Raw genomic sequence first — 19,187 nt, 5'->3', positions numbered from 1 at the left:
CCCGGGGGGGGCGGGCGGGGGGGGGCGCGGGGCGGGGGGCCGGGGGGCCGCCGGCCGGGGCGGGCCCGGCCCGCCGGGGGCACGGCCGCCGGCGCCCCGCGCGAACGGACCGCCGCCAGCACGGCCGCCGCGAACGGCAACGACTCGTGCACCGCGCCGTACCCCGGCCCGAACACCACGGCCCCCAGGTCCTGGTCCGCCTGCGCGGGCGCGTCCTCTCCCCGCAGCAGCCGCAGATGCCCCTCGAAGGCCTCCGGCGAGCGCCATTCCACCCCGCTCAGCCCGGACACCGGGAAGCTCTGGTCGCCGGCCTTCCACTTCGCCGAGGACGCCCCCGTCCAGGACCACCGGAAACGCACGGTGCGCCCGTCGAAGGACGCCTTCGCGTCGTACGCCTTGAACGACAGCGGGACCGCGGGCGCGGCCACCAGGAACCGCTCCGCCGGCCCGGACTCCGTCACCCCCGCCCGCAGCTCGTCGCGGTAGTGCTCCGCGAGCGTGTCCCGCGCGGCGGGCAGCACCAGCCGGTACGGGTCGCTCGCCTCCCGCAGCTGTCCCGCCGCCGCCTCGGCCAGCGGATCGGCGCCGGCCCGCGGCTCGATCCGCAGCACCACGGTCCCCCGCCTGCCCGGTTCCAGCGTCGCACCGGCGATCGCCGCCAGGGGGATCCGGCGCTCCCCGAGCGCCGAGAACAGTTTGGGCGTGCGCATGCCCCGTTCGTAGCGGATGAGGACGGAGTCGGACTCGAACTCCCAGGCGGCATGAAATCCGGCCAGTACGTCACCCATGCGGCTCATCGTATGCGGCGCACAGTCATCCGTCGCCACCCCGCGCGCGCCGCAATTCCTGCGCCTCTACGCGCGTCCGCCCGCCGTAGTGCCGGACAGACCGGCCCGGCAGACGTCGCCGCCGGCGCAGCGCACCGAACGGTACGCGCCGGTGCCGATGCCGGCGAGGTTGCGCAGGCTGTCCGTGCCGGGCTCGAAATAGCCGCCGTGCCCCTCGGCGTCCCGCGCCGACAGCACCCGCGCGCCGAACGCGGCCGACACCGGGTCCGCGCCGTGCCCGAGGCCGCCGAGCTCCAGGTAGGGCACGTCCTGCACCCAGTCGTCGGCGTCCCGCATCGCCCACACCCGGGCGGAGGTGCGCAACTGGGCGGCCTTCTCCACCCGCATGCCGGGGCTGCCGGCCACGGCTATGTCCGTCACCCGCCGCGGCAGCGCGGGCGCGGCGACCCCGCACACCACCGAGCCGTAGCTGTGGCAGAACAGCGAGACGGGCGCGCCGCCGGGCAGCGCGCGCAGCAGCGCGCCGAGCCGTACGGCGCCGTACTCGGCGCGCATCGCGGTGGCCGAGTCGATGCCGAGGCCGGCGGGGGAGGTGTAGTCGGCCCAGGCGATCACGGCCGTCCGCGTCGCGGGGCTCACCGCGTGCTCGGCGCGGTACAGGGCCTGGGCCATGCCGACGGGCGCGGAGTACCGGCGGTAGGTGCGCTGGAAGGTGAGCAGCGCGGTGTCGACGCCGGGGACGACGACGGAGATCCGCTCGGCCCGGCCGAGGTCGCCGAAGACCTCGGCGGCCCGGCCGGCCCCCTCCGGGTCGAAGGCGAGGATTCTGCGGCCGGAGCTGCTCATCGCCTCGAAGCGGTGCAGGCGCCGGCCGGCCTCGTGCTGTCCGGCGGGCGTGAGCCGGCGGTCGTGCACCCGGGCGCGCTCGATCCGCGCCTGTTCGCGCAGCGCGACGCGGTTGGCGCGGTAGCGCAGCTCGACGGGGGCGCCGTTCATGTTGCCGACCGCGAGCGGGTAGCGGCGGGCGAGCGCGGTCCGCTGCCGCGCGGTGAGCGAGGCGAAGAACCGGGCGAGGCGGTCGGGCGCCGCGTGCGGGTCCGGCAGCCGCCGTCCGCCGATCCGGCCGTCCTCCCAGGCCGAGAGCGAGGCGCGCAGGGCGCCGGTGTCCCGGCTATGCCGCACGGCGGTCCAGCCGGTCGTCGCCAGCATCAGGAACACCACGGCCAGCGCGAGGAGCGCGCGCCACAGGTTCAGCTGCGGGGAGGTGTCGAAGGAAGTCACTGAAAGGACACACTAGGAGAACGGGAAGGTCTCGAGAGGCCTCAGTGACAGGGATCACGTTTCGACAGGTGTGGTGAGGGTTAGGAGCCCTTCCAGGGCCTGGAAACCGTCTCGTTCACGGCGTGCGCCAGCTGCCCAGCAGGGCCGGACCCACCTGGTCGAGGTACCGCGCGGTCAGCGCGCGGATGTCCTCCACACCGAAGTTCTCGCCCAGGCTCCACTGCCGCTCCGTCACCCGCATCACCCCGCCGAAGACGGCCACCGCCACCCGCGGCCGGGGGTCGGCGTCCACGTCGAGCCCCTCCCGCTCGGCGAGCACCCGCGCGATCGCCTCCTCGGTCTCCGCCGAGCGCCGCAGATGGGCGGCGAGCAGGACCGGGGTCGACTCGATCACCCGGTACATGCGCAGATACAGCTCGACCGACGCGACGGACTCGATGACCTCGTGGATCGAGTGCCAGCCGTTCAGCACGGCCTGGCGCAGTGCCTCCATGGGGGACTCGTGGGGCGGGCGGGCGCGCACCGCCTCCACGAAGCGCCGCACCGTCATCTCCGTGAGGGCGAGCGCGGCCTCCTCCTTGCCGGCGAAGTAGCGGAAGAAGGTGCGCTGCGAGACGTCGACGGCCCCGGCGATCTCGTCGACGGTGGTCCGCTCGTACCCCTGCGTGGTGAACAGTTCGAGGGCGGCCCGCAGCAGCGCGTCATGGGTGCGCCGCTTCTTCCGCTCGCGCAGGCCGATCGCCGCCGACGTCTCCACCACGAGCCTGTCTTCCTTCCGTGCGCCCCCGCCGTCCCTCCAGCTCGGGCGAGGGGCGGGTGACGTGACAGTTACCGACTAGTGAATTGGTTTGTCAACTGTCAGCGACTGTCACTAGCCTCGATGATATGACTAGTCAGACCACCGTCGACCCGTCGGGCCCGGGAGGCAAGGCGCCTCTCACTCCGGCGGACCAGCAGCCGGCCAAGGGGCTGCGCGGCCACCCGTGGTTCACGCTCATCACCGTCGCCTTCGGGGTCATGATGGTGGCCCTCGACGGCACCATCGTGGCCATCGCCAACCCGGCGATCGCCAGCGACCTGGGCGCCACCTTCGCCGAGGTGCAGTGGATCACCAACGCGTACTTCCTCGCCCTCGCGGTCTCCCTGATCACCGCGGGCAAACTCGGTGACCGCTTCGGGCACCGCCAGACCTTCCTCATCGGCGTCGTCGGCTTCGCCGCCGCCTCCGGCGCGATCGGCCTCTCCGACAGCATCCCGCTGGTCGTCACCTTCCGCGTCTTCCAGGGCCTCTTCGGCGCGCTGCTGATGCCGGCCGCGCTCGGCCTGCTGCGCGCGACCTTCCCGGCCGAGAAGCTCAACATGGCCATCGGCATCTGGGGCATGGTCATCGGCGCCTCGACCGCCGGCGGCCCGATCCTCGGCGGCGTGCTCGTCGAGCACGTCAACTGGCAGTCGGTGTTCTTCATCAACGTGCCGGTCGGCGTCGTCGCCCTCGGCCTCGGCGCGCTGATCCTGCTCGACCACCGCGCCGAGAACGCCCCGCGCTCCTTCGACGTCCTCGGCATCGCCCTGCTGTCGGCGGCCATGTTCTGCCTGGTCTGGGCCCTCATCAAGGCGCCGGAGTGGGGCTGGGGCGACGGCAGGACCTGGGCCTTCCTCGTGGGCTCCGTGGTCCTCTTCGCCGCCTTCGCGTTCTGGGAGACGAGGGTCGCCGAGCCGCTCGTCCCGCTCGGGCTCTTCCGCTCCGTCGCGCTGTCCGCGGGCGTCGTGCTGATGGTCCTCATGGCCATCGCCTTCATGGGCGGCCTGTTCTTCGTGACGTTCTACCTCCAGAACGTGCACGGCATGAGCCCGATCGACGCGGGCCTGCACCTGCTCCCGCTCACCGGCATGATGATCGTCGGCTCGCCGCTCGCCGGCATGATGATCACCAAGCTGGGCCCGCGCGTCCCGCTGGCCGGCGGCATGGTGTGCGTCGCGATCGCCATGTTCGGCATGTCCACGCTGGAGACGGACACCGGCAGCGGCATCATGTCCGTCTGGTTCGCCCTCCTCGGTCTCGGCCTCGCCCCGGTGATGGTCGGCGCCACCGAGGTCATCGTCGGCAACGCGCCGATGGAGCTCTCCGGCGTGGCCGGCGGTCTCCAGCAGGCCGCGATGCAGATCGGCGGCAGCCTCGGTACGGCCGTCCTCGGCGCCGTGATGGCCTCCAAGGTCGACGGCGACCTGCCCGGCAACTGGAAGGACGCGGGCCTGCCCGACCTCACCCCGGCTCAGCTGGACCAGGCCTCCGAGGCCGTCCAGGTCGGTGTGGCGCCGGTCGCGGAGGGCACCCCGGCCGCGATCGCCGCGAAGATCGCGGACGTCGCCCACGACACCTTCATCTCCGGCATGAGCCTCGCGTCCCTGGTCGCGGCGGGCGTCGCGGTGGTGGCGGTGTTCGTCGCCCTGCTCACCAAGCGCGGCGAGAACGCGGAGGCGGGCGCCGGAGTCGGCCACATCTGACGGAACATCTGACGGAACTTCAACGAAGTTCCCCTATCAGGGTGACAACGCTAAAGGTCCCTCGCCTCCGGCGCGTGTCGCAGGTCACAGTGGGTCAAGCCCTCCGGATGGGAGGGCGGCCCGGGTCGCGGCGCGCTGCCGGAGGGGGACAGCGCGCCGACGCCCCGGGGCCACGGGGCATGGGACCGGCGGGACGGGATACCCGAACCATCGAAGCAACCTTGATGGCAAGGGAGTTGACGATGACGGGCTTTGGTGGCGGCACGCGCAGGTACCCCCGCTCACGTGGCCGGACGTGGTCACGGACCGGGCCGGACAGCGCCACGCTCGGCATCGTCGGCCTTGTCTGCGCGGTCGCCGGCTTCTTCACGCTGGGGATCGTGCTCGGCCCGGCGGCGATCTTCTGCGGCTGGCTGGCCATGGGCCGCACCTGGGCGGGTCCCCGCCCGGTACCGGCCCTGGTCGCCGTCGTGCTGGGCGCCATCGACACGCTTCTGGCGATCATCTGGCTCGCCGGGGCGGCCGGGCCGGGCAACGGGCTGCTGTGACCCACCGGGCGGTGCGGGGCGCTGACGCGCCCCCGCCGCCCTTTGCCGTCCCCTCCCCGGGGGCTCCGCCCCCGGACCCCCGGCCTTCGCCCACCCACCACCCGTGTCGGTAGGTGGAGAGGCGCACCTCCGGGGGCGGCAGCCCCCGGAGACGGTCCGCTACGCGTCACCCCCCGCGGCCCCGGGGTCGGCCGCGGCGACGTCCAGCAGCCGGTACCGGTCGACGGCCTGTTTCAGCGCCGACCGGTCGACCTTGCCCTCCTTCGCCAGCTCGGTCAGCACCGCCACCACCACCGACTGCGCGTCGATGTGGAAGTACCGCCGCGCCGCGCCGCGCGTGTCCGCGAACCCGAAGCCGTCGGCGCCCAGCGACTGGTACGCCCCCGGCACCCAGCGCGCGATCTGGTCCGGCACCGACCGCATCCAGTCGGAGACGGCGACGAACGGACCCTCGGCCCCCGCCAGCTTGCGCGTCACGTACGGCACCCGCTGCTCCTCCTCCGGGTGCAGCAGGTTGTGCTCCTCGCACGCCACGGCCTCGCGCCGCAGCTCGTTCCAGGAGGTCGCCGACCAGACGTCGGCCCGCACGTTCCACTCCTCGGCGAGGATCCGCTGGGCCTCGACCGCCCACGGCACCGCGACACCCGAGGCCAGGATCTGCGCCGGGACCGCCCCCGAGGTGCCCTCGCTGAAGCGGTACACGCCCTTCAGGATGCCCTCGACGTCCACGTTGGCCGGCTCGGCCGGGTGCTGGATGGGCTCGTTGTAGACGGTGAGGTAGTAGAAGACGTCCTCACCGGCCCTGCCGTCGGCGGTCTCGCCGTACATCCGCCGCAGACCGTCCCGCACGATGTGGGCGATCTCGAAGCCGAACGCCGGGTCGTAGGCGACACAGCCCGGGTTGGTGGAGGCGAGCAGCTGGGAGTGGCCGTCCGCGTGCTGGAGGCCCTCACCGGTCAGCGTCGTGCGGCCGGCCGTCGCGCCCAGCACGAAACCGCGCGCCAGCTGGTCGGCCATCTGCCAGAACTGGTCGCCGGTGCGCTGGAAGCCGAACATCGAGTAGAAGACGTACACCGGGATCAGCGGCTCGCCGTGCGTGGCGTACGCCGAGCCGGCCGCGATCAGCGAGGCCGTGCAGCCGGCCTCGGAGATGCCGTCGTGCAGCATCTGCCCGGTCGGCGACTCCTTGTAGGCGAGCAGCAGCTCACGGTCGACGGACTCGTACTGCTGGCCCAGCGGGTTGTAGATCTTCGCACTCGGGAAGAACGAGTCCATGCCGAAGGTGCGGTACTCGTCCGGCGCGATCAGCACGAACCGCTTGCCGATCTCCTTGTCCCGCATGAGGTCCTTGAGCAGCCGGACGAACGCCATGGTGGTGGCGATCGACTGCTGGCCGGAGCCCTTCTTCACGGTCGCGTACGTCTTGTCGTCAGGCAGGGCGAGCGGCCGGGCGCGGACGACACGGGTCGGGACGTACCCGCCGAGCCCCTTGCGCCGGTCGTGCATGTACTGGATCTCCTCGGAGTCCCGCCCGGGGTGGTAGTACGGCGGGAGCCCGCTCTCCAGCTCCCGGTCGGAGATCGGCAGGTGCAGCCGGTCGCGGAAGCCCTTCAGGTCGTCGACCGTCAGCTTCTTCATCTGGTGCGTGGCGTTGCGGCCCTCGAAGTTGGGGCCCAGCGTCCAGCCCTTGACCGTCTTGGCCAGGATGACCGTCGGCTGGCCGCTGTGCTCCACGGCCGCCTTGAACGCGGCGTAGATCTTCCGGTGGTCGTGACCGCCGCGGCCCAGGTGCAGGATCTGGTCGTCGGTCATGCCCTCGACCATCGCGCGCAGCCGCTGGTCGTCCCCGAAGAAGTGCCGGCGGATGTACGCGCCGGACTCGGTGGCGTACGTCTGGAACTGGCCGTCCGGCGTGATGTTCATCTTGTTCACCAGGATGCCGTCGCGGTCCTGCGCGAGCAGCGGGTCCCAGGTGCGGTCCCAGATCAGCTTGATCACGTTCCAGCCCGCGCCCCGGAAGACCGACTCCAGCTCCTGGACGATCTTGCCGTTGCCGCGCACCGGGCCGTCGAGGCGCTGGAGGTTGCAGTTGACGACGAAGGTGAGGTTGTCGAGCCCCTCGCGGGCGGCGATGGTCAGCTGGCCGAGCGACTCCGGCTCGTCCATCTCGCCGTCGCCGAGGAAGGCCCACACGTGCGACTTGGAGGTGTCGGCGATCCCGCGCGCGTGCAGGTAGCGGTTCATCCGCGCCTGGTAGATCGCGCCGATCGGGCCGAGGCCCATCGACACGGTCGGGAACTCCCAGAAGTCCGGCATCAGCCGCGGGTGCGGGTACGAGGACAGCCCGTGGGGCGCCTTCGACCTCTCCTGGCGGAACGCGTCCAGGTTCTCCTCGCTGAGCCGGTCCAGCAGGAACGCGCGCGCGTAGATGCCCGGCGAGGCGTGGCCCTGGAAGAAGACCTGGTCGCCGCCGTCCCCCTCGTCCTTGCCGCGGAAGAAGTGGTTGAAGCCGACGTCGTACAGCGACGCGGAGGAGGCGAAGGTGGCGATGTGGCCGCCCACGCCGATGCCCGGCCGCTGGGCGCGCGAGACCATCACGCCCGCGTTCCAGCGGGTGGCGTTGAGGATCTTCCGCTCGATCTCCTCGTTGCCCGGGAAGAACGGCTCGCTCTTGGTGGGGATCGTGTTGACGTAGTCCGTGCTGCGCATCTCGGGCACGGCCACGCGCTTCTCGCGGGCCCGCTCGATCAGGCGCAGCATGAGATAGCGGGCCCGCTCCCGGCCGCGCTCGTCGATGGCGGCGTCGAGGGAGTCGAGCCACTCCTGGGTTTCCTCGGGGTCGAAGTCAGGTACCTGACTCGGAAGGCCACCAATGATGATCGGGTTTCGATCGGATGCGGAAGCCACGCTGTTCCCTTACTTTTCGTTGGGTTCTCCGTCTGCCTGCACCGTTCCCCCATCGTGTACCTCGCGGGCGCGATCGTCACCTCTACCGAGAGGTAACCGGCAGTTGTTCGAATCGCGTACCCACCGACGGTTCCCAATCGTGCAAACAGGGCAGATAGGTGTGGTGTATGTCACCAATGGCCCCGATCGCGTGCCTGGAGTTGCGTCGACACAGCCCGGATCGTCACCGTTTCGGCGGTCTGAACCGCCGGGTACTTGCGCGATCCGCCCCGCCCGTGTGGACTACGGCCAATGCTTCGCGCACGCGCGTGGCTGAGTTATTCCCGAAACATGATCAGGAGGCAACCCGTGAGCGCGACCGCGGACCACGCGGAGGAGCGGACGAGCCCTGCCGTCAGGCTGGGGTTCCAGCCCGAGCAGGTGGTCCAGGAGATCGGCTACGACGACGACGTCGATCAGGAGCTCCGCGAGTCCATCGAGGAAGTCATCGGCAGCGACCTGGTGGACGAGGACTACGACGACGTGGCCGACGCCGTGGTGCTGTGGTTCCGCGACGAGGACGGCGACCTGACGGATGCGCTGGTGGACGCCACCACGTACATCGAAGAAGGCGGCTCGATCCTCCTCCTCACGCCGAAGACCGGCCGGACGGGGTACGTGGAACCGAGTGACATCTCTGAAGCCGCGACGACGGCGGGTCTGTCGGCCAGCAAGAGCGTCAGCGTGGGCAAGGATTGGAGCGGCAGCCGGCTGGTGACGCCGAAGGCCGCCAAGCCCAAGAAGTGACCTCGTCGAGGTAGGAACCCCGGTCCCATCGCCGCGGACGGGCCGACGTGTGTCGGCCCGTCCGCGAGCGCACCGTGATCGCTGCGTAGGCTGGTTCCCGGCGTGCCCGGGCGCTCACCCGCCCCGGACGCGCGCAACGGTTCCGGCGAAGCCCAGTGAAAGGGTTCCACGACGATGGCGATCCAGGTCGGCGACAAGGCCCCCGACTTCGAGCTCAAGGACAACCACGGCGCCACCGTGAAGCTGTCCGACTTCCACGGCAGCAGGAACGTCGTCCTGCTCTTCTACCCCTTCGCCTTCACCGGCGTGTGCACCGGCGAACTGTGCGAGGTGCGCGACAACCTGCCGAAGTTCGCCGACCGCGAGACCCAGGTGCTCGCCGTCTCCAACGACTCCGTCCACACCCTGCGCGTCTTCGCCGAGCAGGAGGGCCTGGAGTACCCGCTGCTGAGCGACTTCTGGCCGCACGGCGAGGTCTCCCGGGCCTACGGCGTCTTCGCCGAGGACAAGGGCTGCGCGGTGCGCGGCACCTTCGTCATCGACAAGGAGGGCGTCGTGCGCTGGACCGTCGTCAACGCGCTGCCCGACGCGCGGGACCTCGGCGAGTACGTCGCGGCACTCGACACCCTCTGATCCCGGCCCGGGCCGACACCCTGTGATTCTTCGGCTCCAGGGCCTGCGAGGGGCGGGAACCCGTCACTAGGATCGACTCGTTGATCCGATATCCGACGCACGACGGGGCTCCCCGCCCCTGGACACCAATGGAGGACTCGTGGGAGTCAGCCTCAGCAAGGGCGGCAACGTATCGCTGACCAAGGAGGCCCCGGGCCTGACCGCGGTCATCGTCGGTCTGGGGTGGGACGTGCGCACCACGACCGGCACGGACTTCGACCTGGACGCGAGCGCGCTGCTGCTGGACAACTCCGGCAAGGTCACCAGCGACGCCAACTTCGTCTTCTTCAACAACCTCAAGAGCCCCGACGGCTCGGTCGAGCACACCGGTGACAACCTCACCGGTGAGGGCGAGGGCGACGACGAGCAGATCAAGGTCAACCTGGCGGGTGTCCCGACCGACGTCGAGAAGATCGTCTTCCCGGTCTCGATCTACGACGCCGAGAACCGCCAGCAGTCCTTCGGCCAGGTGCGCAACGCGTTCATCCGCGTCGTCAACCAGGCCGGCGGCGCCGAGATCGCCCGCTACGACCTCAGCGAGGACGCCTCGACGGAGACCGCGATGGTCTTCGGCGAGCTGTACCGGCACGGCGCGGAGTGGAAGTTCCGCGCCATCGGCCAGGGGTACGCCTCGGGCCTGCGTGGCATCGCGCAGGACTTCGGGGTCAACGTCTGAGCCGGCCCGACCCGCTCACCGTCCGGCGCCGCACCGTTTACGGGCGGCGCCGGACGCGCAGGACAACCGAAGAGGCAAGACCTAGGGGAGGACCATCATCATGGGCGTCACACTCGCCAAGGGAGGAAACGTCTCCCTGTCCAAGGTCGCGCCGAACCTCACTCAGGTGATGGTCGGCCTCGGCTGGGACGCGCGCTCCACCACCGGAGCCCCCTTCGACCTCGACGCCAGCGCGCTGCTGTGCACCGGTGGGAGGGTTCTGGGTGACGAGTGGTTCGTCTTCTACAACCAGCTCACGAGCCCCGACGGCTCCGTGGAGCACACCGGTGACAACCTGACGGGTGAGGGCGACGGCGACGACGAGTCGCTGCTGGTCGACCTCGCCAAGGTGCCGGCCCAGTGCGACAAGATCGTCTTCCCCGTCTCGATCCACCTGGCCGACGAGCGCGGCCAGACCTTCGGCCAGGTCAGCAACGCGTTCATCCGCGTCGTCAACCAGGCCGACGGCCAGGAACTCGCGCGGTACGACCTGAGCGAGGACGCCTCCACCGAAACGGCGATGATCTTCGGAGAGCTCTACCGCCACCAGGGTGAATGGAAGTTCCGTGCGGTCGGACAGGGGTACGCGTCCGGGCTGCGCGGCATCGCTCTAGACTTCGGAGTCAACGTTTCGTAAAGCCGAGTACGGCGCGGGGGAGACCCGTACATACAGGAGTTGGGTAGCCAGTGGTTCTGAAAACCTTCGGCTGGTCGTTCGCGGTCACCGCGCTCGGCCTCGTCGCGGCGGTCTTCTACGGGGGGTGGACCGCCTTCGGTATCGTGGCGATCCTTTCCGTCCTGGAAATCTCGCTGTCCTTCGACAACGCAGTGGTCAACGCCGGGATCCTGAAGAAGATGAGTGCCTTCTGGCAGAAGATCTTCCTCACGATCGGCATTCTCATCGCCGTCTTCGGCATGCGGCTGGTCTTCCCCGTCGTGATCGTCGCGGTCAGCGCCTCCATGGGCCCCATCGAGGCCGTCGACCTCGCCCTGACCGACAAGGACCGCTACCAGCAGCTGGTCACGGACGCCCATCCGTCGATCGCCGCGTTCGGTGGCATGTTCCTGCTCATGATCTTCCTGGACTTCATCTTCGAGGACCGGGACATCAAGTGGCTCGGCTGGCTGGAGCGGCCGCTGTCCAAGCTCGGCAAGGTCGACATGCTGTCGGTCTGCATCGCGCTGATCGTCCTGCTGATCTCGTCGATGACCTTCGCCACCCACGCCCACCAGCACGGCGGCACCCACGCCGACAAGGCCGAGACCGTCCTGATCTCCGGCGTCGCCGGCCTGATCACCTACATGATCGTCGGCGGCCTCTCCGGCTTCTTCGAGGACAAGCTCGAAGAGGAGGAGGAACGCGAGCACGAGGCCGAGGAGAAGGCCGAGCGCGAGGGCAGGCCCAAGTCGGCGGTCGTCCTGGCCGGCAAGGCCGCGTTCTTCATGTTCCTCTACCTCGAGGTCCTGGACGCCTCCTTCTCCTTCGATGGCGTGATCGGCGCCTTCGCCATCACCAACGACATCGTCCTGATGGCCCTCGGCCTGGGCATCGGCGCCATGTACGTGCGGTCGCTGACGGTCTACCTGGTCCGCCAGGGCACCCTCGACGACTACGTCTACCTGGAGCACGGCGCCCACTACGCCATCGGCGCCCTCGCCATGATCCTGCTGGTCACCATCCAGTACGAGATCAACGAGATCATCACCGGCCTGGTCGGCGTCGTCCTGATCGGCTGGTCCTTCTGGTCCTCCGTCCGCCGCAACCGCGCCCTCGCGGCCGCCGAGGGCGAAGCCGGCTCGGACGAGAAGACCGAGGTCCCCTCCGGGGTGTGATCAGCTTCCGGGTGAGGAACGCTCTGTGCGGGGCGGCCGTCGAGGACGTGTCCTCGGGCCGCCCCGCCGGTCTTCGACAGCACAACAGGGGGCGGGAATGGGCTTTTTCGACGGACTCTGGCCCGGTCGGGCCGCCGACTTCGACTCGGGCAGCGCCGCGACCAACGCGATCGAGCTGACCAAACGGCACAGCCAGGTCTCGCTCACCAAGCAGGACGCGGCCACCGGCCACCTGCGCATCAACCTGACCTGGCGCATGCGCACCTCCGACATCGGCGGCTCCCCGCGGGAGAGCCTGCTGCGCCACCCCTTCAAGGCGCTGCGCCCGCCGGAGGTCATGGGACACAGCCAGAGCATGGTCAACGTCGACCTCGACCTCGGCTGCCTGTACGAGCTGGAGGACGGCACCAAGGGGGTCGTCCAGCCGCTGGGCGGATTCCTCGGCGACGTCAACGCGCCGCCGTATGTGAAGCTCAGCGGGGACGACCGGTTCGGGTCGGGCTCCGGTGAGACGATGTACGTGAACCTCGACCACCGGGACGCCATCAAGCGGCTGCTGGTGTTCGTCTACATCTACGACCAGACGCCGGCGTTCGACCGTACGCACGCCATCGTCACGCTGTACCCGAGCAACGGGCCGCGGATCGAGATAGGCCTCGACGAACGGCATCCGCAGGCCCGCTCGTGCGCGGTGGTGATGATCGAGAACGTCAAGGGGGAGATGGTCGTGCGGCGCGAGGTGAAGTTCGTGTACGGCTTCCAGGGTGAACTGGACCGGCTGTACGGGTGGGGGCTCCAGTGGGGGCGCGGGTACAAGACGAAGGCCGACCGGTAGCCCCACCGGCGCCGCCCCCGTCTCCGGGGTCCCCCGGGCCCCCGGCCGCGCCCGCCTTCGACGTCCGTCGGGGCCCCGCGGCCCCTCGGATCAGCGTCCGATGAACTGCGGCCCCTGCGGTGGCATCCGGAACTCCCGCGCGGCGGCCGCCGTGGGCTGGGCGGCGTCCGGATAGCCGTAGCCGTGCGTGGGCAGGTTCGCCGGATAGCCGTAGGAGGCCAAGGGCTGCTGCGGGACGGCCGTGGTCGGCTGCTCCGGCGGGAGCGGCTGGGAGAGGCCGGGCGAGGAGTCGGGCGAGGGGTCGGCGGACTGCGCCTCCTCCGACTCGTCCACCGAGATGCCGAAGTCGGTCGCCAGACCCCTGAGGCCGTTGGAGTAGCCCTCGCCGAGGGCGCGGAACTTCCAGCCGTCGCCGCGGCGGTACAGCTCGCCGCAGATCAGCGCCGTCTCCTCACCCGTCTCCGGACGGATGTCGAAGGTCGCCAGGGGCGCGCCGTCGGCGACCGCAGCGTCGTACAGCAGGATGCTGAGGGAACGGACGCGGTCGAAGGCGAGGCCGTCCGCCGACGCGACCAGGAGGATCTGGCCGACGCCGGACTCGACACCGCTCAGATCCGTCTGGATCGTGTCGGTGAGGCCCTCGGCGACCCGCTTCTTGCCGAGGCGCCAGACCTTCCCGGAGGGGTGCCGCGGCTGGTTGTAGAAGACGAAGTCCTCGTCGGACCGCACACGGCCGTCGGGGCCGAGGAGCAGCGCCGAGGCGTCGACGTCGGGCACTCCCTGCCCGGGTGTCCAACGCAGCACGGCCCGCACCGTGGTGGCCTCCAGCGGGACGTTCGACCCCTTCAGCATCGCGTGCGTCATGCGGCCATCCTGCCCTCTCGGTTCTGCTCACGACAACGCGGGGTACATCGGGTATACGGCGCCCGGCACAGCTGTGCCGGTCCCCGTTACCTGGAGTTCATGACCAGTGGGAACCCCTGACACGGGTCTCTACGTACTATTACCGGCCACCGCTTACCGAATCCACAGTCTTACGTTGCACCACGGGGGAGATATATGCGTCATTTCGGGCACCTCGCCCCTGAGGTGCGAGAGCGTCTGTTCCACCGCGAGCCGTGCGTCTTCGACGCCGACTCCCCGGCCCGGCTGCTCTCCGCGGCGCTGGGCGCCACGCTCTACAGCCCGGCCACCCGCCCCAGGCTCGCCGAGGACGTCCTCAAGCAGGCCGGGCGCGGCGTCGTGTCGATGGTGCTGTGCCTGGAGGACTCCATCGGCGACGAGGACGTCGCGCAGGGCGAGGAGAACCTGGTCCGGCAGTTCACCGGCCTCGTGGCCCGTGACGGGGTGGAGCTGCCGCTGCTCTTCATCCGGGTGCGCACGCCCGAGCAGATCCCCGACCTGGTCCGGCGCCTCGGACCGGCCGTGCGGCTGCTGAGCGGCTTCGTGTTCCCGAAGTTCACCGAGGAACGCGGCATCCCCTTCCTGGAGGCGCTCGCCGGGGCCGAGACGTCGAGCGGGCGCCGGCTGTTCGGCATGCCCGTGCTGGAGACCCCGGAGCTGATGTACCGGGAGTCACGGGTGGACGCCCTGGAGGGCATCGCGCGCGCGGTCGACAAGTACCGCAGCCGGGTCCTCGCGCTGCGCCTCGGCGTGACCGACTTCTGCTCCGCGTACGGCCTGCGCCGGGCCCCCGACATGACCGCCTACGACGTGCAGATCGTCGCCTCCGTGATCGCGGACGTGGTGAACATGCTGGGGCGGGCCGACGGCAGCGGGTTCACGGTGACCGGGCCCGTGTGGGAGTACTTCCGGGTCCCCGAGCGGATGTTCAAGCCGATGCTGCGGCACAGCCCCTTCCTGGAGGGACAGGCCGTCGAGCTGCGTGAGAAGCTGATCGCGCACGCGATGGACGGGCTGCTGCGCGAGATCTCCCTCGACCACGCCAACGGCCTGCTCGGCAAGACCTGCATCCACCCCTCGCACGTACCGGCGGTGCACGCGCTGTCCGTCGTCAGCCACGAGGAGTACAGCGACGCGGCGGACATCCTGCGGCCGGAGCGCGGCGGCGGAGGGGTGCTGAGGTCGGCGTACACGAACAAGATGAACGAGGTGAAGCCGCACCGGGCCTGGGCCGAGCGGACCATGCTGCGGGCGGAGGTCTTCGGCGTCGCCCACGAGGACGTCAGCTTCGTCGACCTGCTCGCCGCGGGCATCCCGGCCGACCCCGCCTGACGCCCCGCCCGACGCCATCGCCTCACGACATAGGGACGCATGAACAACGCAATGAACAACGGGGTCTGGTCCGGGAACTGGGTCGCCGAGCGGCTCGGGATCCGGCTCACGGGTGACGACGAGCTGACGGAGCTGCTGGGGCTGGCGCTGCGCCGCAACCCCCGGCGGGCGCATCTGCTCGTCTCCAACGTGCTGGGCAAGCACGTCCCGCAGTCGCCGTCCGTGGTGTACGGCCACGGCTTCGACCTGGGCCGCCGGGTGCGCGACCTGCTGGGCGAGGAGGCCGCCGGGGCGGTCGTCCTGGGGTACGCGGAGACCGCCACCGGCCTCGGCCACTCCGTCGCCGACGGCCTCGGCACGGCCCCCTGCCTGCACTCCACCCGCCGCCCGGTGCCCGGCGTCGCCCGGGCCGGCGGCTTCGAGGAGTCCCACTCGCACGCCACGTCCCACCTGCTCCTCCCGGAGGACCCGGCCCTGCTGGTCGGCGACGGCCCGCTGGTCCTGGTCGACGACGAGTTCTCCACCGGCAACACCGTCCTGAACACCATCCGCGACCTGCACGAGCGCTACCCGCGGCGGCGGTACGTCGTCGTCGCCCTGGTCGACATGCGCTCCCCGGCCGACGCGAGCCGGCTGCGGGACTTCGCCCGCGAGATCGGTGCCCGGGTGGACCTGGTGGCGGCCGCCTCCGGCACCGTGACCCTCCCGGACGGCGTCCTGGAGAAGGGGCAGGAACTGGTCGCCCGGCACGAGAGCCCGCAGGCCGCGGCCGCCGAGCCGTACGGCCGGTGCGTCCGGGTCGACCTCGGCTGGCCGCGCGGACTGCCCGACGGCGGCCGCCACGGGTTCACCCCCGCACACCGCGCCCGGCTGGAGGCCGCGCTGCCCGCGATGGCCGCCCGGATCGCGCAGGCGCTGCCCGCCGGCGCCCGGCGGGTGCTGGTGCTGGGCTTCGAGGAGCTGATGTACGCGCCGTTGCGGCTGGCGCGGGAGCTGGAACAGGCCGTGGCGGCCGAGGTGCGCTACTCCACGACCACCCGCTCGCCCGTCCTCGCGGTCGACGACCCGGGATACGCGATCCGCAGCCGCATCGTCTTCCCCGCGCACGACGACCCGGCCGACGGCCCCGGCGAGCGCTACGCCTACAACGTCGCCGGCGGCGGTTTCGACGCCGTCGTCGCCGTCGTCGACTCCATAGCCGACACCCCGCACCTGCACGCCCCCGGGGGCCTGCTGTCCCGGCTCGCCGCCCACACCCCGCACGTCGTCCTCGCGGTCGTCCCCTCGTACGTCCCCGAGCCGCTGTACGCCGACGCCCTGCCTGGAGAAGGAACCGCCATGCTGCCCGAGCCCCTCCGTGGTCCCGCCTTCTCCTCGTACGCGCCGGAGGAGGTCGGCTGGCTGCTCCAGGACCTCTCCGAGGTGACGCTGGAGGCGCCGACCGAGGAGCGCGAGGAGGCCATCCAGAGCGGCGGGGCGCACTACGCGGAGTCGCTGCCGGTGGAGTACCAGCCCAGTGAGCAGTACCAGGAGCTGTTCCACGCGGCGCTGGAGACGTCCGCGGCGCGGATCGCGCAGGCGGTCGGCGTGGTCACCGAGACCGTGATCGCGGAGCTCGCCCGCTCCCGGCCCCCGGCCGGCGGGGAGACCTCGGTGCCCCGCCCGGTCCTGGTCTCCCTCGCCCGCGCCGGCACCCCGGTCGGCGTGCTCATGCGCCGCTGGGCCCTGTACCGGCACGGACTCGACCTGCCGCACTACGCGGTCTCCATCGTGCGCGGCCGCGGCATCGACGCCAACGCGCTGCGCTGGCTGGCCGCCCACCACGACCCGCGCGACGTGGTCTTCGTCGACGGCTGGACCGGCAAGGGCGCGATCACCCGCGAACTGGCCGCCGCGATCGAGGAGTTCGAGGCCGCGGGCGGCGCCGCCGGCTTCAGCCCGGAGATCGCGGTGCTGGCCGACCCGGGCTCCTGCGTGCGCACGTACGGCACCCGCGACGACTTCCTCATCCCCTCCGCCTGCCTCAACTCCACGGTCTCGGGCCTGATATCGCGGACCGTGCTGCGCGCCGACCTGGTCGGGCCGGACGACTTCCACGGCGCGAAGTTCTACCGCGAACTCATCGGCGCGGACGTCTCGGGCGTCTTCCTGGACGCCGTCTCCGCCCGGTTCCCGGAGGTCGGGGACGCGGTGGACGTCGCGGTGAAGGAACTCCTCGCGAGTGACCGCACGCCGACCTGGGAAGGCTGGGCGGCAGTGGAGCGCATCAGCGAGGAGTACGGCATCCATGACGTGAACCTCGTCAAGCCGGGCGTCGGCGAGACCACCCGGGTGCTGCTGCGCCGGGTGCCGTGGAAGATCCTGGCGCGGGCCGGGGCGGGCGCCGATCTGGACCACGTCCGGCTGCTGGCCGGGCAGAGAGGGGTACCGGTGGAGGAGGTCGGGGAGCTGCCGTACACCTGTGTGGGGCTGATCCACCCGCGCTACACGCGGGGTGCGACGGGCGCCGACGGCAAGGCGGTGGCGGTCTGATGCCGGTCCTGGTGGCGAGCGATCTCGACCGGACGCTCATCTACTCCGAGGCGGCCCTCGCGCTGACCATGCCGGACGCCCGGGCGCCCCGGCTGCTGTGCGTGGAGGTGCACGAGAGCCGGCCGCTGTCGTACCTGACGGAGACGGCGGCGGGGCTGCTCACCGACCTCGGGGACGCGGCGGTGTTCGTCCCGACGACCACCCGGACGCGCAAGCAGTACCAGCGCATCAACCTGCCGGGTCCCGCGCCGAAGTACGCGATCTGCGCGAACGGCGGCCATCTGCTGGTCGACGGCGTGTCCGACCACGACTGGCACACGTCCGTGACCGCGCGGCTGGCCGACGAGTGCGCGCCGCTCGCGGAGGTGCAGGCGCACCTCGCGGCCTGCTCGGATCCGCTCTGGCTGCGCAAGCAGCGCATCGCCGAGGACCTGTTCGCCTACCTCGTGGTGGAGCGCGAGCTGCTGCCCGAGGAGTGGGTGAAGGAGCTGGCGGTCTGGGCGGAGAACCGCGGCTGGACGGTGTCCGTGCAGGGCCGCAAGCTCTACGCCGTGCCGAAGCCGCTCACCAAGAGCGCGGCCGTGCGCGAGGTGGCCCGCCGCACGGGCGCCGACCTCACGCTGGCGGCGGGCGACTCCCTCCTCGACGCCGACCTCCTGCTGGCGGCCGACCGGGGCTGGCGCCCCGGCCACGGCGAACTCGCCGACGCGGCCTGGACGGCACCCCAGATCACGGCACTGCCCGAACGGGGCGTCCTGGCGGGGGAGCGCATCCTGCGCGAGTTCCTGAAGGAGGCCCGCGGAAGGTAGCCCCTGGCCCGGCCCCTGGCCCGGCCTCCGGTCCGGCCCCCGGCCGGGGCACCGGCTGAGGGCCGACGGGCGTCTCCGGCGCCGCCACCGACGGGGTGCCGTGCCCGAGGGCGCCGCCGGTCCCGCCGGTCCCGCCGCCCGGACCTCAGTTGCACCGACCCGGCGGCAGCGACCTGGGCGAAGTGACCCGGGCAATGCGACCCGGGCAATGCGACCCGGACGAGGTGCCCGGCCGAAAAGTGTCCCCGGACCGGCCGCCGTCGGCCGCCGGTCCGGGGTTCTCGGGTGGTGTGCCGTCAGCCGCAGCAGCCCCCGCCGCAGCAGCCCCCTCCGCCCCCGCCTCCGCCGCCCGGCGTGGGGGCGGGGGCGGAAACGGTGCCGCCCACAGCTACTGTGGACAGCAGTTTGACCGTGTCGCCGTGACCGGCGGGGCAGTCGGCGGGGGCGGAGGACTCGGCCATGGGACGGCTCAGTTCGAAGGTGTCGCCGCAGGTCCGGCAGCGGTACTCGTAGCGAGGCATGCCTCACAGGTTAATCCGCCTTTGCGACGATGTGGGCCCGTCCGTTTCGATGGTGTTCGCTTCTGTCGATTTCTTATGTGGAGAGTTTGCGAAGAGCGCTGGTAATTTGAGAGCGCCGCGAGAACCGCGAGGTCGGGGGGATTCAGGGTTTGCAGCCGCGTCAACGGCAACCATGTCGGACCCTCGTTCGTCTGTACGTCTGCCTACGCGAGCAATACGT

General features: G+C 71.2%; 16 protein-coding genes and 1 pseudogene. 11 read left to right on the top strand and 6 right to left on the bottom strand.

The genetic code is table 11. The features are described 5' to 3' along the window. The 3 genes from ACFV9M_RS00870 to ACFV9M_RS00860 all read right to left on the bottom strand — a co-directional run. Positions 1–788, bottom strand: a 788-nt coding sequence (locus ACFV9M_RS00870; protein WP_385102294.1) for a DUF4429 domain-containing protein, incomplete at its 3' end; no start/stop codon positions are given. 66 nt (positions 789–854) lie between these two features. Continuing rightward, the gene (locus ACFV9M_RS00865; RefSeq protein WP_385062176.1) at positions 855–2,069 is read right to left on the bottom strand and encodes an alpha/beta hydrolase; all 1,215 of its coding nucleotides are present in this window, start codon (positions 2,067–2,069) and stop codon (positions 855–857) included. A 115-nt stretch (positions 2,070–2,184) separates the two neighbouring features. After that, positions 2,185–2,829: a TetR family transcriptional regulator gene (locus ACFV9M_RS00860; protein WP_385062174.1), complete on the bottom strand. Its 645-nt coding sequence runs from the start codon at positions 2,827–2,829 to the stop codon at positions 2,185–2,187. Positions 2,830–2,954: 125 nt separating this feature from the next. On the opposite strand from ACFV9M_RS00860, the pseudogene ACFV9M_RS00855 reads away from it, so the two are divergent. After that, positions 2,955–4,596 (top strand): annotated as a pseudogene (locus ACFV9M_RS00855) (MFS transporter); the annotation flags it as partial. 220 nt (positions 4,597–4,816) lie between these two features. Beyond that, positions 4,817–5,122 (top strand): small hydrophobic protein, encoded by a 306-nt coding sequence (locus ACFV9M_RS00850; RefSeq protein ID WP_385062267.1) that lies wholly within the window; start codon positions 4,817–4,819, stop codon positions 5,120–5,122. 159 nt (positions 5,123–5,281) lie between these two features. On the opposite strand, the gene aceE is transcribed toward ACFV9M_RS00850, so the two are convergent. Then, positions 5,282–8,029 (bottom strand): pyruvate dehydrogenase (acetyl-transferring), homodimeric type, encoded by a 2,748-nt coding sequence (gene aceE, locus ACFV9M_RS00845; protein ID WP_385062172.1) that lies wholly within the window; start codon positions 8,027–8,029, stop codon positions 5,282–5,284. Positions 8,030–8,377: 348 nt separating this feature from the next. Here aceE and ACFV9M_RS00840 point away from each other — a divergent pair, with 348 nt between their 5' ends. The 6 genes from ACFV9M_RS00840 (at position 8,378) to ACFV9M_RS00815 (ending at position 12,870) form a co-directional block, all read left to right on the top strand. After that, a complete protein-coding gene (locus tag ACFV9M_RS00840; protein ID WP_385062171.1) occupies positions 8,378–8,815 on the top strand; it encodes a DUF3052 domain-containing protein in 438 nt (145 codons plus the stop codon). A gap of 174 nt (positions 8,816–8,989) precedes the next feature. After that, on the top strand, positions 8,990–9,448 hold the full coding sequence (locus tag ACFV9M_RS00835; RefSeq protein ID WP_385062170.1) for a peroxiredoxin: 459 nt from the start codon (positions 8,990–8,992) through the stop codon (positions 9,446–9,448). 139 nt (positions 9,449–9,587) lie between these two features. After that, entirely contained in the window at positions 9,588–10,163 is a 576-nt protein-coding gene (locus ACFV9M_RS00830) for a TerD family protein (protein ID WP_385062168.1), read from the top strand. A gap of 100 nt (positions 10,164–10,263) precedes the next feature. Then, positions 10,264–10,839, top strand: coding sequence for a TerD family protein (locus ACFV9M_RS00825; protein WP_385062166.1), 576 nt, complete (start codon positions 10,264–10,266; stop codon positions 10,837–10,839). A 50-nt stretch (positions 10,840–10,889) separates the two neighbouring features. Further along, on the top strand, positions 10,890–12,035 hold the full coding sequence (locus ACFV9M_RS00820; RefSeq protein ID WP_385062165.1) for a DUF475 domain-containing protein: 1,146 nt from the start codon (positions 10,890–10,892) through the stop codon (positions 12,033–12,035). 97 nt (positions 12,036–12,132) lie between these two features. Next, complete coding sequence (locus ACFV9M_RS00815) at positions 12,133–12,870, top strand: Tellurium resistance (protein WP_385062164.1); 738 nt, start codon at positions 12,133–12,135, stop codon at positions 12,868–12,870. A gap of 90 nt (positions 12,871–12,960) precedes the next feature. Here ACFV9M_RS00815 and ACFV9M_RS00810 read toward each other — a convergent pair whose 3' ends face one another. Next, a complete protein-coding gene (locus tag ACFV9M_RS00810) occupies positions 12,961–13,734 on the bottom strand; it encodes a TerD family protein (RefSeq protein WP_385062163.1) in 774 nt (257 codons plus the stop codon). Between the two features lie 195 nt (positions 13,735–13,929). Between ACFV9M_RS00810 and ACFV9M_RS00805 the strand changes: the two genes are divergently transcribed. From ACFV9M_RS00805 to ACFV9M_RS00795, 3 genes are read left to right on the top strand one after another with little or no spacing between them, the layout of a single operon-like run. Further along, positions 13,930–15,105: an HpcH/HpaI aldolase/citrate lyase family protein gene (locus ACFV9M_RS00805; protein WP_385062161.1), complete on the top strand. Its 1,176-nt coding sequence runs from the start codon at positions 13,930–13,932 to the stop codon at positions 15,103–15,105. 39 nt (positions 15,106–15,144) lie between these two features. Next, positions 15,145–17,637 carry a phosphoribosyltransferase gene (locus tag ACFV9M_RS00800; RefSeq protein ID WP_385062160.1) on the top strand — a complete coding sequence of 831 codons (2,493 nt, stop codon included), beginning with the start codon at positions 15,145–15,147 and terminating at the stop codon, positions 17,635–17,637. Then, positions 17,637–18,446: an HAD family hydrolase gene (locus tag ACFV9M_RS00795; RefSeq protein ID WP_385062159.1), complete on the top strand. Its 810-nt coding sequence runs from the start codon at positions 17,637–17,639 to the stop codon at positions 18,444–18,446. Before ACFV9M_RS00800 ends, ACFV9M_RS00795 begins: the two co-directional genes overlap by 1 nt. Before the next feature lie 296 nt (positions 18,447–18,742). Here the strand turns inward: ACFV9M_RS00795 and ACFV9M_RS00790 are convergent, their stop codons facing one another. Further along, positions 18,743–18,967 (bottom strand): zinc ribbon domain-containing protein, encoded by a 225-nt coding sequence (locus ACFV9M_RS00790; RefSeq protein WP_385062157.1) that lies wholly within the window; start codon positions 18,965–18,967, stop codon positions 18,743–18,745. Positions 18,968–19,187: the final 220 nt, after the last annotated feature.

Source organism: Streptomyces sp. NPDC059895, from assembly GCF_042731035.1.
Classification (GTDB): domain Bacteria; phylum Actinomycetota; class Actinomycetes; order Streptomycetales; family Streptomycetaceae; genus Streptomyces.
Note: the sequence above shows the minus strand (reverse complement) of the source record. Positions and strands in the feature narration are given on the sequence as shown.

Excerpts from the sequence above, each read along its gene's own strand:
- ACFV9M_RS00835 (WP_385062170.1), top strand. The coding sequence starts at position 8,990 with ATGGCGATCCAGGTCGGCGACAAGGCCCCCGACTTCGAGCTCAAGGAC.
- ACFV9M_RS00825 (WP_385062166.1), top strand. The coding sequence starts at position 10,264 with ATGGGCGTCACACTCGCCAAGGGAGGAAACGTCTCCCTGTCCAAGGTC.
- ACFV9M_RS00810 (WP_385062163.1), bottom strand. The coding sequence starts at position 13,734 with ATGACGCACGCGATGCTGAAGGGGTCGAACGTCCCGCTGGAGGCCACC.
- ACFV9M_RS00850 (WP_385062267.1), top strand. The coding sequence starts at position 4,817 with ATGACGGGCTTTGGTGGCGGCACGCGCAGGTACCCCCGCTCACGTGGC.
- ACFV9M_RS00805 (WP_385062161.1), top strand. The coding sequence starts at position 13,930 with ATGCGTCATTTCGGGCACCTCGCCCCTGAGGTGCGAGAGCGTCTGTTC.
- ACFV9M_RS00790 (WP_385062157.1), bottom strand. The coding sequence starts at position 18,967 with ATGCCTCGCTACGAGTACCGCTGCCGGACCTGCGGCGACACCTTCGAA.
- ACFV9M_RS00815 (WP_385062164.1), top strand. The coding sequence starts at position 12,133 with ATGGGCTTTTTCGACGGACTCTGGCCCGGTCGGGCCGCCGACTTCGAC.
- ACFV9M_RS00800 (WP_385062160.1), top strand. The coding sequence starts at position 15,145 with ATGAACAACGCAATGAACAACGGGGTCTGGTCCGGGAACTGGGTCGCC.
- ACFV9M_RS00795 (WP_385062159.1), top strand. The coding sequence starts at position 17,637 with ATGCCGGTCCTGGTGGCGAGCGATCTCGACCGGACGCTCATCTACTCC.